This window comes from Clostridium cochlearium (genome assembly GCF_900187165.1).
Lineage (GTDB): Bacteria > Bacillota > Clostridia > Clostridiales > Clostridiaceae > Clostridium_G > Clostridium_G cochlearium.
This window is the reverse complement of the sequence record NZ_LT906477.1, coordinates 1,919,428-1,935,214: the sequence shown is the minus strand read 5'-3', so window position 1 is coordinate 1,935,214 and position 15,787 is coordinate 1,919,428. Positions and strand designations below refer to the sequence as shown.

Sequence of the window (15,787 nt, the reverse complement as noted above, 5' to 3'; positions counted from 1 at the left end):
GCATAAATATTTTAAATGAAGAAAATTACTTTTAATATTTATGAGGAATAAATTGTGTATAGTGTAGCATATAGAAATTAGTGAATAATAATTTTGGAGGTAAAACTTTGAAACGTAAAGTGTGGAAAAAAGTAATTACATCTATATTGCTATTGATATTTAGTGCTGTATTTTCTGTTTATTTTGCAAATAAAAGTGTGTTTTTTATTTCTGAGAGAAAAGTTCCAATATATTCTGTGGATACTCAGGAAAAAAAGGTGGCTATAACCTTTGATGTAAATTGGGGAGATGATAATACTAAATCTATATTGGATACTTTAGATAAGTATGATATAAAAGCTACATTTTTTTTAATAGGAAATTGGATAGATGATTATCCAGAGCAAGCTAAAGAAATATATAAAAGAGGACATGAAATAGGTAATCATTCAAATTCACATCCTGATATGGCAAAGATATCAATGGAAAAAATAAAAAAGGATATAAATATTGCGGAAGGGAAAATATTTAATTTGATTAGAAGTAATTCTAAACTATTTAGATTCCCAAGTGGCAGTTATAATGATAGTGCTGTAACGGCTGCAGAGGAAATGGGATACTATTGTATACAATGGGATGTGGATAGTGTAGATTGGAAAGAAGAAGGAGAAGAAAAAGAATATAATAGGGTGATGAAAAAAACAAAACCAGGATCTATAATTTTATTTCACAGTGATAGTAAATATACACCTAAAACCTTACCAAGAATAATTAAAGACCTTAAGGAAAAAGGATATGAATTTGTTAAGGTTGGAGAATTAATATATAAAGAAAATTATAATATAGATGCAAATGGAAGACAAATTAGGAAATGATCATATAAGTATAAAAAATCAACTCCTGCTAAAAATATTAAATAATAGCTGAATGGGAGTTGATTTTTATGGAAAAAATATTAATTTTAAGCAAAAATGATAGCCTAGAAAATTATTTATTTCAAATGCTTTCTAAATTAAATATAAATGTAGAAAATATAGATTTTAAAAATTATTCTAATGAAAAAATAAAATATTTGATTATTGATAATGTTGGAAAAATAAAATTTAATAAATTCTATTGTAATTATTGTTTAGTGAATATGGATGAGTTTAAAAATAATTCTTTAGAAATATATGGAGACCTAATAACTGTAGGGTTTGGCAATAAAAATACAGTGACTTTATCTAGTGTAGAAGAAAACAATGAAGGATTTGTTTACTGTATTCAAAGAAAAATTATAAATAATAAAAATAAGGAAATACAACCTCAAGAGATACCTATAAATAAACAATTTAAAAATAGAACAGAATTATATATATTTATGTATTTATTTACTATAGGCTTATTAGAAAACATAAATATCGAAAAATTAAAAGATATATTAGAAAAATAAATTTTTAGTATAATTTGAGCATGCTTTGAATATTTATATGGTGAGCTAAATAATTTAATAAACTTAAGGGAAAGAGGGGTTATAATGGAAAACTTATCACAAAATAATAGAATTTATCTTGAGGGAGTTATATCTTCTAAATTAGAATTTAGTCATGAGATGTACGGAGAGGGTTTTTATACTTTTTTTTTAGAAGTGTCAAGATTAAGTGAAGCAAAAGATGTTTTATATGTAACTGTATCGGAAAGACTCATTATGGATATGGATTTAAAAATAGGATCAGAAGTTGTAATAGAAGGGCAACTAAGATCTTATAATAAATTTATAAACGGATCTAATAGGCTAATACTTACTGTTTTTGCAAGGAATATATATTTTTGTACAGAAAAAAGCAAAAATCCAAATCAAATATTTCTAAATGGATTCATATGTAAGGAACCAGTATATAGGACAACTCCCTTTGGAAGAGAAATATCAGATGTACTTTTAGCAGTAAATAGGGCATATAATAAATCAGATTATATACCAACTATTGCATGGGGAAGAAATTCTAGATTTTGTAAAGGCTTAAAAGTTGGAGATAACATAAGAGTTTGGGGAAGACTTCAGAGTAGGGAATACCAAAAAAGAATATCAGAAGATGAATTTGTAAAAAAGGTAGCATATGAAGTGTCTATATCAAAGATGGAAAGAGTAGACAAAGAAGTTAAGGAAAATGAAGAATAAAAATAAATGAACATAATAAAAGCCCTCAAAATGAGGGCTTTTATATAAATTTAATATTTTAACATACAATCCATATTATACATGCCTGCAGACTTACCTTTCATAAAGGCAGAAGCTTTTAAAGCTCCTATGGCAAAAACTTCTCTAGATATAGCTGTATGTTTAATTTCTATACATTCTCCAATACCTGCAAAAATTACATCATGATCACCTACTATAGATCCACCTCTTATAGCATGGATTCCTATTTCATTGTCACTTCTTTTGGAATGACCTAATCTGCCATAAGTGTATTCTAATTTTTCCGGTACATTATCTCTTATTGTATCTGCTAGAAGTAGAGCGGTACCACTAGGAGCATCAACTTTTTGATTATGATGTTTTTCTATGATTTCGATATCGAAGTCCTTATAAAGTTTTTTACTAATGTTTTGTAAAATGGAATTTATTATATTTATTCCTATAGACATATTAGCCGATTTAAATATAGGTATATTTTTAGATGACTCTTCTATTAAAGCCAACTCTTCTTCTGAATACCCAGTAGTGCATAAAACTAAAGGTAAATTCTTCTCTGAGCAGTAGTCAATTAAACCTTTTAAAGAAGACGGTCTTGAAAAGTCTAAAACTACATCACATTCTATATTAGAAGAATGGATATCTTCAAATATAGGAAAATCAGGATTAGAAGTTGAGTTTTTATCTACACCAGCTACTATTTCAATATTATTAAAATCCTCAGCACAATGAGTTACCATTTTACCCATTTTACCATTGCAACCAATAAGCATTACTTTAACCATTGAATTTAACCTCCACATAAACATAAATTTTTACTTAATAAGATTATGATTTAATAGTTCTTTTTTTAATAATTTTAAATTATTTTCATCCATATTGCAAAGTGGAAGTCTTAGCTCACCTACATCTATTCCCATAAGATTCATTGCAGTTTTTATAGGAATAGGATTAGTTTCTATAAATAATGAATTTGTAAGAGAAAGAGTATCTAATTGGATTTCTAAAGCTTTTTTAATTTGTCCATTTAAATAAAACTTACACATATTATGAACTTCTTTTGGCATAATATTTGCTAAAACAGAGATTACACCAATACCCCCTACAGATAGTATAGGAATAATTTGATCATCATTTCCTGAATAAATATCTATTCTATCTTTTAATAATGCTTTTATTTTTATAATTTGACTTAAATCACCACTAGCTTCTTTTATGGCAACTATATTTGAACATAATTCACATATTTTAACTAATGTTTCTGGTAGTAAATTAAGCCCGGTTCTACCTGGAACATTATAGAGAATCATAGGTATATTAACATTATCATTGATGGCTTTAAAATGCTCTATGATACCTTTTTGAGTTGTTTTATTATAATAAGGAGTTATAAGCAATAAACCATCTACTCCTATAGATTTAGCCCATTTACTTAATTCAATAGTAGCGCTGGTATTGTTACTTCCAGTGCCAGCTATTACTGGAATTCTGCCATGAACTTTTTCTACAGTAAATTTAATAGTTTCTTTTCGTTCAGTTTCAGTCATAGTGGAAGATTCTCCGGTAGTTCCACATATTATTATAGCATCTGTATTGTTTTCTATATGCCATTCAATAAGCTCTTCAAGCTTTTCAAAATTAACACCATTTTCGCAAAATGGTGTTACTATAGCTACCCCAGAACCTTTAAATATATTCATATAAAAACCTCACTTTAAATTATTTGTTTTTAATCATACATTCAGCAATTTGAATTGTATTAAGAGCAGCGCCTTTCCTTATGTTATCAGCTACTACCCATAAGTTTAGTCCATTGTCTATACTAAAGTCTCTTCTAATTCTTCCAACAAATACATCATCTTTTCCAGATGCATTTATAGGCATTGGATAAACTAAATTATCTATATCATCTTCAAGAGTTACACCTTCTGCATTTTTATATAGTTCAAAAATATCCTCAACATTGAATTCTTTTTCTAATTCAATATTTATACTTTCAGCATGACTATTAAAAACAGGAACTCTAACAGTTGTAGCAGTTATTTTTAAATCTTCGTTGTGGAATATTTTTCTGGTTTCGTTTACCATTTTCATTTCTTCTTTTGTATATCCATTATCTAAAAAAGAATCTATATGAGGTAATGCATTACCAGCTATGGCATAAGGGAATTTTTTAGGAGCTACACCATTATAACCATCTTTTAAATCATTATATCCAGCCATGCCAGCACCAGAAACAGCTTGATAAGTTGAATATATTATTCTCTTTATACCATAGTTATCATATAAAGGTTTTAAAGCAACTACGGCTTGTATAGTTGAACAATTTGGATTTGCAATTATACCTTTACTTAATTTAATATCATCTGGATTAACTTCTGGTACAATTAGAGGAACACTAGGATCCATTCTCCAAGCACTACTATTATCGATAACTGTAGCACCATATCTTACAAAAATTGGTGCATATTCTGTACTTATAGTACCCCCTGCTGAAAATAAGGCGATATCTATTTTTTTATTTTTTATGTTATCTTCCTTTAATTCTTCAACAGTAAACTCTTTTTCATAAAACTGAATTTTTTTGCCTGCAGATCTTGCAGAGGCAAAAAGATAAAGATTGTCAATAGGAAAATTCCTTTCTTCTAATATTTCTAAAAATTTTCGACCTACCATTCCTGTACATCCAACTACAGCAACATTATACTTCATAAACAAATCCCTCCTAAAGTATCTATTATTATATATTATATAACTGATATATGAAAAATTATATACTAAATATGCAAAAATAATTATTCATAATATTCTAAATTAAAGCAAAATAGAGTTTTAATAAAAAACAAAGTTACCTTAGTATAAATAATTTTTTAGTGTAAATAATATTCAGTGAGGTTATTTAATTTTGTTTAGGAGGGATTTTTATGTCAAAAACACCCCTTAAAAAAGTTATAAAGGCTAAACTGAAAGCTAACAAGGAATTAACACCTATGGAGAAACTTAGAGAGAAAATGAAATATGAAATAGCGGAGGAATTGGGGTTAATAGATAAAGTTAAAGAACAAGGATGGAGTTCATTAACTTCCGAGGAAACTGGAAGAATAGGTGGTATAATGACAAAGAGGAAAAGACAGCTGAATATACCTAAAAATGTTGACTTACAGAAGAAAAATATATAATATATGTAAGTATAAAAGTATTAAAGGGGTATATAAAGATGGAGTGCTATAAAGACTTTGCACAAATATATGATGATTTAATTAAAGAGGATATAGACTATTATAGCTGGAGTAATTTTATTATGGATATAGTGAATACCCATAATGTAAAAAAAGATGCATATTTGGATCTAGCTTGTGGTACTGGTAATATTACAAAATTAATATCCAAGCATTTTAAAATTACTTGGGCTGTGGATTTATCTAGTGATATGCTTGCAGAAGCAGAAAGTAAATTAAGATATAGTGGAGTTAAAGGAAATTTTATAAGACAAAATATAAGTAAATTAGAATTAGGTAAAAAATTTAATTTTATAACCTGTTGCCTTGATTCAATAAATTATTTAACAAGTATGGAAGATGTAAAAAGTTGTTTTAATAGAGTATATGACCATTTAGAAGAGGAAGGAATATTTATATTTGATATAAATTCTTATTATAAAATAACGGAAATACTTGGAAATAATATTTATAATTACGATAGTGAAGAAGTATTTTATACTTGGGAAAATTATTTAGAAAAAGATATAGTAGAAATGTATTTAACCTTTTTTATAAAAAAGAGCAATGGATATTATGAAAGATTTGATGAATTACATAGAGAAAGAGCTTATAAAATGGAATGGTTAGAGAATTTGATAAAGGAAATTAACTTTAAGATAATAGGGAGATTTAATGGATATGAATTTAAATCTGTAAATGAAAAAAGTGAAAGAATAGTTTATGTTTTAAAGAAATGATATATGGAGGGAAATAAAATGGCAGATAAATTAGTAAAAGCTACTGCGAAAGATGGCCAAATAAGAATAATAGGAGCTATAACAACAGAATTAGTTAACAAAGGAGTTAGCATACATAAATGTAGTCCTACAGGGGCTGCAGCTTTAGGTAGATTATTGACAGCAGGAAGTCTTATGGGAAGTATGTTAAAATCAGAAAAAGATACTATAACTATAAAAATTGATGGTGGAGGAGAAGCAAAAGGGGTATTGGCAACTGCATATCCTGAAGGAAAGGTAAAAGGATATATAGGAAATCCATTAGTGCATTTACCTTTAAATGAGCAAGGTAAATTAAATGTAGGTGGTGCTATTGGGAAAAATGGTAATATAACTGTTATAAAAGACTTAGGACTTAAAGAACCCTACGTAGGACAAGTTCCTATATATTCTGGAGAAATAGGAGACGATTTAGCATATTATTTTACTGCTTCGGAACAAACACCTTCAGCTGTGGGACTGGGAGTTTTAGTTGATAAAGATTTATCTATTAAGGCCTCTGGAGGATTTATTATACAGATGATGCCAGATGCAGATGAATTGATTGCTGATTTTGTTACTTATAGATTAGAAGAGATTCCATCAATAACTGAGTTTATAGCTAAGGGAATGAGTGTAGAAGATATATTAGAATTTATTTTTGAGGGAATGGATTTAAAAATTTTAGAGAGTGTAGTACCAGAATATACATGTGATTGTTCTAGAGAGAAAATTGATAGAGCACTTATTAGTATAGGATATAAAGATTTAAAGGAAATTTATGATGATGGAAAAACTGAAGAGTTAGTATGTCAATTTTGTAATAAAAAATATTATTATGATCATGAAAAAATAGGGGAACTACTAGAAAAAACAAAGAGATAAATTAGGTATGTTTCCATTAAAACACATTGAAAAAAGCCACATAAAGCCTTATAATGTTAATAAATTGTAAATTAAATACTAGATTTTAGGTGTAATTTTTTAATTACTTAAAAGAGAAAGTGGTGAAAATCCACTACAGCCCCCGCTACTGTAATAGTGGACAATTCCTATTATCCACCAGCTATAACTGGGAAGGAAGGATGAGAAAGAAGCTAAAGTCAGGAGAACTGCCTAGAATATATCACTTCGGAGGGAAGAATTGCTAAGATTAATTCTCCTTGCTTAAAAGCAAGGAGTTTTGATTATAAAAAGCTTCCACTTTAAAGTGGAAGCTTTTAAATTTAAGAAAGGTTGGTAAAACAAGTATGAATCTATTAGAAGAAACTCTAAAAAGTATCAAGCCAGCAGATAAAGAAGCTGTAAAAAAAGCATGGGAGAGAATGGACAGTTTAAGTAAGCCTATAGGAAGCTTAGGTAAATTAGAAGAAATTGCAGTGCAAATATCCGGTATTACAGGAAAAGTAAAAAATGAAATAAATAAAAAAATGACTATAATAATGTGTTCTGATAATGGCATTTGTGAAGAAGGAGTAAGTGCTTGCCCTCAAGAATTAACTGCTCTATTAGCAGAAAATTACGTTAAAGAAATAACAGGTATTGGAGTTCTTTCTAAGCATGTTAATGCAGATATGTGTGTAGTGGATATAGGCGTAAAATCAGATTTAAAAGATACTAGAGTAGTTAACAAAAAAGTAGCTTATGGAACTAAGAATATGGCAAAAGAACCTGCTATGACAAGAGAAGAAGCTATTCAAGCTATAGAGACAGGAATAGAATTAGTAGATAAATTTGTAAAGGAAGGATACGATTTATTTGGTACTGGTGAAGCAGGTATAGGAAATACAGCCACTAGTGCAGCAGTAATAAGTGTATTATCTGGAATAGATTCTGATAAAATAGTTGGAAAAGGATCTGGACTTACAGAAGAAGGTTTTTTAAATAAGAAAAAAGCTATAAAACAAGCCATAGAAATAAATAAACCTGTTAAAGAAGATGTTGTAGATGTAATAGCTAAAGTAGGTGGATTTGATATTGCAGGAATATGTGGATGCTTTTTAGGAGCAGCTAAAAATAGGGTTCCTATAGTTATAGATGGTATAATATCATCAGCAGCAGCATTATGTGCGTATAAAATGAATGAAAATGTAAAGGACTTTTTAATACCATCTCATCTTTCAGCGGAACCAGGCATTGAATATGTTACAAAAGAAATAGGGCTTAGTCCATGTCTTCATATGGAAATGAGATTAGGAGAAGGTACAGGATGTCCCCTACAATTTTTTATGATTGAAGCAGCTCTTTGTGCTATGAATAACATGGCTACTTTAGCAGAGGCTAGTATAGTGGATAGTGAATTTTTAGTAGATATTAGAGAAAAATAATAAATGATTGAAAATTATAAATACATATTGACAAAATAAAAAATAGTGGATATAATTGTGTTGTATTGCTTATATGTTTTTTAAATTTAAAATATATAAGCAATTTGGCTCGATAGCTCAGTCGGTAGAGCAGAGGACTGAAAATCCTCGTGTCCCTGGTTCGATTCCTGGTCGAGCCACCAGTATTGCGGGAGTGGCTCAGTGGTAGAGCGTCACCTTGCCAAGGTGAACGTCGTGGGTTCGAATCCCATCTTCCGCTCCAATATATGGCACTATAGCCAAGTGGTAAGGCAGAGGTCTGCAAAACCTTTATTCCCCAGTTCAAATCTGGGTGGTGCCTCCAAATAAAAAAAGCATCTTAAAACAGAACTGTTTTAAGATGTTTTTTATTTAGTGAATAACTAATAGTGAATAATGAACAATTGAGGATGATTTTCTTCCGTTGCACTACAGAAAATCTTTATTTAGGGAAGCTAAATATCAAGGTTTAATAAAATTAAACGCTTTTCGAAATGACAATGGAGAAAAGCTATCCATAATTATTCATTGTTCATTATTAATTATTCATTACACAAAATGCTTCCCCTATCTATAAGGTTTCCTTTTCTTAAATAAACAGGTTTTACATTATGTTTAAATAAAAAATCTTTTATTTCATTTCCATATTTAAAATAATCTAAATGGCCGAAAAAAGCCATTATATTTTTTCCTATAAGTCCACAACATCCGCCTATAAATCCATAGTCTAATCCAGGTAAAATTATATCTCCAGGAGGAATTAAAAGTACATCTAAATCTACTTTTTTAGCTTCATGAGCAATAACTTTATCAGAAGTAATTATTGCTTTATTGCTAACTACGGCCACAGAACATTTAGTATAACCTTGATTTACATTTATTAATTTTTTGTGTTTTACACTGTTAAGTAAAACAGGATCTGTATATTTTAAATTATGTATAAAAACATTATCTAAGTTTACTGCATTTAAGCCTATATCCATTGGATAATTAGAAGATAATGAGTTTTGAGATAGTTTTATATTAAAACCTAGAGTTTTTAATTTTTCTATAAATTTTTTATTTGCATCTTTATGTAAAACTAAATTTTTTTCATCTAATATGTGTATAAGTATGTCAGGATGACCAGAAATAGCATAGTATAATAAAGAGAATAAAGGGCATTTTATAATATTGTAACCTAAAGAAGTTAAATTAGATTCTTCTTCTATGGATAACCTACTATCTACAAATAAATATTTCATAAATACATCACCTAATAGTAAATTTTATATTAGATTTTTACTAATTTCAATATGAATATACATAAAAATAAAACACATACTATGACAGAGGGGAGTGAAATATATGGCAGTATTTAAAATAATATATGAAGATGATTTTAAAGAAGTTATTGAAGGAATAAATATTTTAAAAGCTTATTTTGAGTTCGAAATAGGTGTATGTGAAAGCATTGATAATAAAATTCATTTTATGAAAATATATATTCCGGATGAAAAATTGACCACAAAGACTAAGAATATATTTTATTTGCATATAGCTGATATAATATACAAAATATATATAGATAAATTTTTAAAAGAGAGATTGGTTGAGTTTTTAGAAGACAGTTATTTTTTCTTAAACTCAAAAGATATAGAGGAAATAGAAGGAAAAATCAGGGATATACTTACAAATAACGAAAAAATCATAGACAGTTCAAATATATATTATATGAACAAAAAAAATGAAATTATGGATGAAATATTAGAATGTATACGTGAAACAGATGAGATTAATATAGAAGGATTTTTAACTTTCAGAACAAAAAGTTTAGAAAAAAAATTAAAAGTTATAATAGAAAAAGTAGTAGAGGAATATATTGTAGAAAAAGAATATAATGAATTTATAAAACTATTAAAGTATTTTGTTAATATACAAGAAAGTAGAATTGATGAGGTTAATATAATAATATATAAAGATGGTAATTATATAATAAAAGATAAAAATGGAATAGATATAACTAAAGAGTTATTTAAGGAATTTGTTTCTAATAATATGTCATTAGAAATAAATTTAGATGATATATTAATAAGTGGTTTGATAACCTATTGTCCAGAAAAAATAGTTATACATTGCGTTGAAAATTGTTTGAACAAAGAACTTATAAATACTATAAATAATGTGTTTTTAAAAAAAGTGGTTTATTGTAATAATTGTGAAACCTGCAGAAAAATAAATAAACAATATAGGGAATAAAGTTATTGACAATAGTTGGTTAGATGAATATAATTATATAATAAGATGTTAAAAGCTAAGAAAAGGAAGAGTAAATAAAATTACTATTATAAAAGAGAGGGAAATTCTTAGGCTGAAAGATTTTCTTAATAGTATTTATTGAAAACCACCTTAGAGCTGAATACTGAAATTAAGTAAGTATTTCCGTTACCTGCGTTAAAGGATCTCAAAGGATAATAAAATTAAGGTTTTATTATCGAATTTGGGTGGAACCACGAGATAATCGTCCCATTAGAGGGGCGTTTTTTTATTTTTTGAATATAAATAAGCACTATATTTAAGGAGGGAGTATATAATGATAAATATAACACTAAAAGATGGAAAAGTAATAGAAGTAGAAAAAGGAGTAAGGGTAAGCGACATAGCTATGAAAATAAGTCCAGCTTTATATAAAAAAGCTGTAGGGGCTAAGGTAAATGGCGAAGTAGCTGAACTTATGACAGAAATAAAAGAAGATAGTCAGTTAGAAATATTAACTTTCGATGATGAAGACGGAAGAAGAACAGTAAGACATACAGCTTCACATATATTAGCTCAAGCAGTAAAAAGACTTTATCCTGAAGCTAAATTAGCAATAGGACCAGCAATAGATAATGGATTTTATTATGATTTTGACGTAGATTTTACTTTTACACCAGAAATGTTAGAAAAGATAGAAAAAGAAATGTCAAAAATAATAAAAGAAAATTTAGAAATTGAAAGATTTGAACTTCCAAGAGAAGAAGCTATTAAGCTTGCCAAAGATGCAGATGAACCTTATAAAGTTGAATTAATAGAGGAACTACCAGAAGGAGAAGTTATTTCTTTTTATAAACAAGGTGATTTTGTAGATTTATGTGCGGGACCACATATGCCTTCTACAGGAAAAATAAAGGCAATTAAACTTCTTTCAGTAGCAGGAGCTTATTGGAGAGGCGATGAAAAAAATAAAATGCTTCAAAGAATATATGGAACAGCATTTTTAAAGAAAAGTGAATTAGAAGCATATTTAAAATTATTAGAAGAAGCTAAGAGAAGGGATCATAGGAAATTAGGAAAAGAATTAGACTTATTTAGTATAAATGAAGAAGGACCAGGATTCCCATTTTTCCATCCTAAGGGAATGGTAGTAAGGAATATTTTAGAAAACTTCTGGAGAGAAAAACATACTAAAGCAGGATACGATGAAATAAGAACTCCAGTTATATTAAATGAAGAACTATGGCACAGATCAGGACACTGGGATCATTATAAAGAAAATATGTACTTTACTAAAATAGATAATGAAAACTTTGCTATAAAACCAATGAATTGTCCAGGTTCAATTTTAGTTTATAAAAGCCATTTACATTCCTATAAGGAGTTTCCAATGAGATTAGGGGAACTTGGATTAGTTCATAGACATGAATTATCTGGAGCATTACATGGACTTATGAGAGTTAGATGTTTTACTCAAGATGATGCGCATATATTTATGACAAAGGAACAAATAAGAGATGAAATATTAAATGTAATAAAATTAATTGATGATTTCTATAAAGTTTTTGGATTTGAATACTTTGTTGAATTATCTACTAGGCCAGAAGATTCAATGGGTAGTGATGAAGATTGGGAAGTTGCAACTAATGGATTAAAAAATGCTTTAGAAGCAGCAGGATTAGAGTATAAAATAAATGAAGGGGACGGAGCTTTTTATGGTCCTAAGATAGACTTCCATCTAAAAGATTGTATAGGCAGAACATGGCAATGTGGAACTATTCAGTTAGACTTCCAAATGCCAGAAAGATTTGATTTAACATATATAGGCCAAGATGGAGAAAGACATAGACCAGTAATGGTTCATAGAGTTGTATTTGGAAGTATAGAGAGATTTATAGGAATACTTATAGAGCATTTTGCAGGGGCATTCCCAACATGGTTAGCTCCAGTGCAAGTAAAAGTTATGACTATTACAGATGCACAAAAAGATTATGCAAATAAAGTAGTTGATAAGTTAAAGGAAAATGGAATAAGAGTAGAGTTTGATGATAGAAATGAAAAGATAGGATATAAAATAAGGGAAGCTCAACTTCAAAAGGTGCCTTATATGATTATTTTAGGAGATAAAGAAGTAAATGAGAATAAAGTTGCAGTAAGAAGTAGAAAAGAAGGAGATTTAGGAGCTATTGCTTTAGAAGAGTTCATACAAAAATTAAACTATGAAATAGAAAATAGAGTAATAGAAAATTCTAAATAAGCATAAAAAAGCTTGACAATAAAAGTTAAAGATAGTATAATATAAAACGTTAAGAAGAAACCAGCCGTTTCTCACCTTACAGCACAGCTAGTAAGGTTATGAAATTAGTATTTTAATTTTGATTAGAGGACGGCATTTGCCGTCTTTTTTTATTTTAAATCCACCTAGGAGGTGAATATTATTAAAAAAGGTTTCCTTGTTAATGAAGAAATTAGAGAAAAGGAAGTTAGAACTATTGACGAAAATGGAGAACAACTAGGAATAATACCTACATCTGAAGCTTTAAAAAAAGCTGAAGAAAAAGAATTGGACTTAGTAATGATAGCTCCAACAGGAAAGCCGCCTGTTTGTAAGATAATGAATTATGGAAAGTTTATATATGAACAGACCAAGAAAGACAAAGAGGCAAAAAAGAAACAAAAGGTTACTAATATAAAAGAAATAAGATTAAGTGCAACAATAGAAGAACATGATATAGGAATTAAAGCAAATAATGCAAGAAAGTTCTTAAAGGCAGAAGATAAAGTTAAAGTAACTGTTAGATTCAGAGGAAGAGAAATGGAACATTCTAATGTAGTAGGTAAAAAGATATTAAATGCTTTTTTATCTAAACTAGAGGATGTTTGTGTTGTGGAGAAACCAGCTAAGTTAGAAGGTAAAAATATGACTATGGTTTTAGCTCCAAGAAAATAAAATACTTTAATCTGTAGTGTTGAGAGGAGGAACATAATATGCCAAAAATGAAGACTCATAGAGGAGCAGCTAAGAGATTTAAAAAGACAGGAACAGGAAAGTTTAAAAGAGCAAAGGCATATAAAAGCCATATATTAACAAAGAAAAGCACAAAAACAAAAAGAAATTTAAGAAAAACAGGATACGTTTCAGAAACACAAGAAAAAGCAATGAAGAAGCTATTACCATACTTATAGTTTTCGGTTAAAGGAGGTTTGTTAAAATGGCAAGAGTAAAAAGAGCAATGAATGCACGTAAAAAACATAAAAAAATATTAAAGCTATCAAAAGGATACTTTGGTGGAAAAAGTAGATTATTTAAAACAGCTAATGAAAGTGTTATAAGAGCTTTAAGAAATGCTTATGTTGGAAGAAAGTTAAAAAAGAGAGATTATAGAAAATTATGGATAGCAAGAATTAATGCGGCTACAAGAACAAATGGTCTTTCCTATTCAAGATTTATGAATGGACTTAAACTTGCAGGAATAAATATGAATAGAAAAATGTTATCAGAAATAGCTATAAATGATCCAAAAGCTTTTTCTGAATTAGTTGAAGTAGCTAAAAAACAACTTAACGCATAAAAAATGCAGCAATTTGCTGCATTTTTTTAACTTAAAATGTCAATTGTATGAATATATCATATAATTGACATTTATCTTTAGAATGATATAATTTCATTAAAATATAAAAACAACAATTAAGTATCATTTTAGTAAGAGGGAGACATATATATGAACTTACAAAGATTTAAAATGAAAAGAGCTACTCCATTTCGAATCTTAGCATTAGGATTTGCAATAGTTATTTTTACAGGTGCTATATTATTACATTTACCTATAGCTACTCAGAGTGGAGAGCAAACTCCTTTAATAGATTGTTTTTTTATATCTACGTCTGCTACTTGTGTTACTGGATTAGTTACTGTAGATACAGGGACTTATTGGAATTATTTTGGCAAAACCGTTATAATGTTATTGATTGAAATAGGCGGATTAGGATTTATGTCTTTTGGTACTCTAGTTGCTTTAATATTAGGCAAAAAGATTACTTTAAAGGAAAGAATACTTATGCAAGAAGCATATAATTCTTTTTCTACACAAGGTATTGTCAAAATGGTTAAATATATTTTAATATTTACATTTTCGGTACAAATGGGAGGAGCTTTGATTTTATCAACACAATTTATACCGGAATTTGGTATAGGAAAAGGTATATATTATAGTATATTCCATTCAATATCTGCATTTTGCAATGCAGGATTTGATCTTATAGGAAATTATAGTAGTGTTACAGGATATTATGATAATTCAGTAATTATATTGACTATATCGTTACTCATAATTATAGGTGGTTTAGGATTTTATGTATGGCAAGAAATATATAATTTTAAAGGATTTAGGGAATTATCTCTTCATTCAAAAATATGTTTGTCTACAACTGCTATATTAATAGTTGTTGGTACTATTTTAATGTTCTTATTTGAATTTAATAATCCAGGCACTATGAAGAATATGAGTTTTAAAGGAAAAGCATTATCTTCTTTTTTTGCATCAGTATCTCCAAGAACAGCTGGATTTAATTCTATATCGACTTCAGATATGACTACAGCTGGAAAATTTTTAACCATTATCCTAATGTTCATTGGAGGTTCCTCAGGCTCTACAGCAGGAGGAATAAAAACTACTACATTTGGATTAATGTTTATGACTATATTATGTGTAATAAAAGGGAGAGAAGATACTGAAATCTTTAAGAGAAGAATTTCTAAGGATAATATATATAAGGCGTTGGCAATTGTAGTAATTGGATTTTCTATAGTTACTGTTGTAACAATGCTATTATCTATTACGGATAGTTCTAATTCTTTTGAAAATTTACTTTATGAAGCTACTTCAGCCTTTGGAACCGTTGGATTAACTTTAGGTATAACCACAAAATTAAGTTCTGCGGGAAAAATTATAGTAGCACTAACTATGTATGCTGGAAGAGTAGGTCCTTTAACATTGGCATTAGCTTTATCAAATAAAAAATCCTCTAGGAATATAAAATATCCAGAGGGAAAAGTTTTAGTAGGATAAGGAGTGT

Annotated in this window: 17 protein-coding genes, 3 tRNA genes, 1 riboswitch and 2 other annotated features; of the genes, 16 read left to right on the top strand and 4 right to left on the bottom strand. The window is 28.5% G+C overall.

Annotated features, from left to right (window positions below; translation table 11 throughout):
• Positions 1 to 107 precede the first annotated feature (107 nt).
• From pdaB to CKV72_RS09505, 3 genes are all read left to right on the top strand, one after another.
• The gene (gene pdaB / locus CKV72_RS09515) at positions 108 to 854 is read left to right on the top strand and encodes a polysaccharide deacetylase family sporulation protein PdaB (RefSeq protein WP_168943327.1); all 747 of its coding nucleotides are present in this window, start codon (positions 108 to 110) and stop codon (positions 852 to 854) included.
• Between the two features lie 68 nt (positions 855 to 922).
• Positions 923 to 1,411: a hypothetical protein gene (locus CKV72_RS09510; protein ID WP_089863659.1), complete on the top strand. Its 489-nt coding sequence runs from the start codon at positions 923 to 925 to the stop codon at positions 1,409 to 1,411.
• 84 nt (positions 1,412 to 1,495) lie between these two features.
• Positions 1,496 to 2,137, top strand: a complete 642-nt coding sequence (locus CKV72_RS09505) for a single-stranded DNA-binding protein (RefSeq protein WP_089863661.1) — start codon at positions 1,496 to 1,498, stop codon at positions 2,135 to 2,137.
• A 50-nt stretch (positions 2,138 to 2,187) separates the two neighbouring features.
• Here CKV72_RS09505 and dapB read toward each other — a convergent pair whose 3' ends face one another.
• From dapB to CKV72_RS09490, 3 genes are read right to left on the bottom strand one after another with little or no spacing between them, the layout of a single operon-like run.
• Positions 2,188 to 2,940: a 4-hydroxy-tetrahydrodipicolinate reductase gene (dapB, locus tag CKV72_RS09500; RefSeq protein ID WP_089863663.1), complete on the bottom strand. Its 753-nt coding sequence runs from the start codon at positions 2,938 to 2,940 to the stop codon at positions 2,188 to 2,190.
• Positions 2,941 to 2,970: 30 nt separating this feature from the next.
• On the bottom strand, positions 2,971 to 3,855 hold the full coding sequence (dapA, locus tag CKV72_RS09495) for a 4-hydroxy-tetrahydrodipicolinate synthase (protein ID WP_089863665.1): 885 nt from the start codon (positions 3,853 to 3,855) through the stop codon (positions 2,971 to 2,973).
• A 19-nt stretch (positions 3,856 to 3,874) separates the two neighbouring features.
• A complete protein-coding gene (locus CKV72_RS09490; protein ID WP_089863666.1) occupies positions 3,875 to 4,867 on the bottom strand; it encodes an aspartate-semialdehyde dehydrogenase in 993 nt (330 codons plus the stop codon).
• Positions 4,868 to 5,079: 212 nt separating this feature from the next.
• Here CKV72_RS09490 and CKV72_RS09485 point away from each other — a divergent pair, with 212 nt between their 5' ends.
• The 7 genes from CKV72_RS09485 (at position 5,080) to CKV72_RS09455 (ending at position 8,801) form a co-directional block, all read left to right on the top strand.
• Positions 5,080 to 5,334 (top strand): alpha/beta-type small acid-soluble spore protein, encoded by a 255-nt coding sequence (locus CKV72_RS09485; RefSeq protein WP_089863668.1) that lies wholly within the window; start codon positions 5,080 to 5,082, stop codon positions 5,332 to 5,334.
• Between the two features lie 38 nt (positions 5,335 to 5,372).
• The gene (locus tag CKV72_RS09480; protein ID WP_089863670.1) at positions 5,373 to 6,113 is read left to right on the top strand and encodes a class I SAM-dependent DNA methyltransferase; all 741 of its coding nucleotides are present in this window, start codon (positions 5,373 to 5,375) and stop codon (positions 6,111 to 6,113) included.
• Positions 6,114 to 6,131: 18 nt separating this feature from the next.
• Entirely contained in the window at positions 6,132 to 7,016 is an 885-nt protein-coding gene (gene hslO / locus CKV72_RS09475) for an Hsp33 family molecular chaperone HslO (protein WP_089863672.1), read from the top strand.
• A 70-nt stretch (positions 7,017 to 7,086) separates the two neighbouring features.
• A riboswitch (cobalamin riboswitch) is annotated at positions 7,087 to 7,265 on the top strand.
• 116 nt (positions 7,266 to 7,381) lie between these two features.
• A complete protein-coding gene (gene cobT, locus CKV72_RS09470; protein WP_089863674.1) occupies positions 7,382 to 8,458 on the top strand; it encodes a nicotinate-nucleotide--dimethylbenzimidazole phosphoribosyltransferase in 1,077 nt (358 codons plus the stop codon).
• A 106-nt stretch (positions 8,459 to 8,564) separates the two neighbouring features.
• Positions 8,565 to 8,640 (top strand) — tRNA-Phe (locus tag CKV72_RS09465).
• Positions 8,641 to 8,645: 5 nt separating this feature from the next.
• Positions 8,646 to 8,720: transfer RNA gene (locus tag CKV72_RS09460), tRNA-Gly, on the top strand.
• Positions 8,721 to 8,726: 6 nt separating this feature from the next.
• Positions 8,727 to 8,801: transfer RNA gene (locus CKV72_RS09455), tRNA-Cys, on the top strand.
• A 217-nt stretch (positions 8,802 to 9,018) separates the two neighbouring features.
• On the opposite strand, the gene CKV72_RS09450 is transcribed toward CKV72_RS09455, so the two are convergent.
• Positions 9,019 to 9,720, bottom strand: a complete 702-nt coding sequence (locus tag CKV72_RS09450) for a DUF6873 family GME fold protein (RefSeq protein ID WP_095178139.1) — start codon at positions 9,718 to 9,720, stop codon at positions 9,019 to 9,021.
• Positions 9,721 to 9,823: 103 nt separating this feature from the next.
• Here CKV72_RS09450 and ytxC point away from each other — a divergent pair, with 103 nt between their 5' ends.
• From ytxC to CKV72_RS09420, 6 genes are all read left to right on the top strand, one after another.
• Positions 9,824 to 10,714, top strand: a complete 891-nt coding sequence (gene ytxC, locus CKV72_RS09445) for a putative sporulation protein YtxC (protein ID WP_095178138.1) — start codon at positions 9,824 to 9,826, stop codon at positions 10,712 to 10,714.
• 48 nt (positions 10,715 to 10,762) lie between these two features.
• Positions 10,763 to 10,987 (top strand) — a binding site (T-box leader).
• Positions 10,988 to 11,048: 61 nt separating this feature from the next.
• The gene (gene thrS / locus CKV72_RS09440; RefSeq protein WP_095178137.1) at positions 11,049 to 12,968 is read left to right on the top strand and encodes a threonine--tRNA ligase; all 1,920 of its coding nucleotides are present in this window, start codon (positions 11,049 to 11,051) and stop codon (positions 12,966 to 12,968) included.
• Positions 12,969 to 13,013: 45 nt separating this feature from the next.
• Positions 13,014 to 13,125, top strand: a sequence feature (ribosomal protein L20 leader region).
• A 14-nt stretch (positions 13,126 to 13,139) separates the two neighbouring features.
• Entirely contained in the window at positions 13,140 to 13,661 is a 522-nt protein-coding gene (infC, locus tag CKV72_RS09435) for a translation initiation factor IF-3 (RefSeq protein WP_095178136.1), read from the top strand.
• A gap of 38 nt (positions 13,662 to 13,699) precedes the next feature.
• Positions 13,700 to 13,897, top strand: coding sequence for a 50S ribosomal protein L35 (gene rpmI / locus CKV72_RS09430; RefSeq protein WP_089865586.1), 198 nt, complete (start codon positions 13,700 to 13,702; stop codon positions 13,895 to 13,897).
• 26 nt (positions 13,898 to 13,923) lie between these two features.
• The gene (rplT, locus tag CKV72_RS09425) at positions 13,924 to 14,283 is read left to right on the top strand and encodes a 50S ribosomal protein L20 (RefSeq protein ID WP_089865583.1); all 360 of its coding nucleotides are present in this window, start codon (positions 13,924 to 13,926) and stop codon (positions 14,281 to 14,283) included.
• A gap of 150 nt (positions 14,284 to 14,433) precedes the next feature.
• On the top strand, positions 14,434 to 15,780 hold the full coding sequence (locus CKV72_RS09420) for a TrkH family potassium uptake protein (protein WP_095178135.1): 1,347 nt from the start codon (positions 14,434 to 14,436) through the stop codon (positions 15,778 to 15,780).
• Positions 15,781 to 15,787 lie beyond the last annotated feature (7 nt).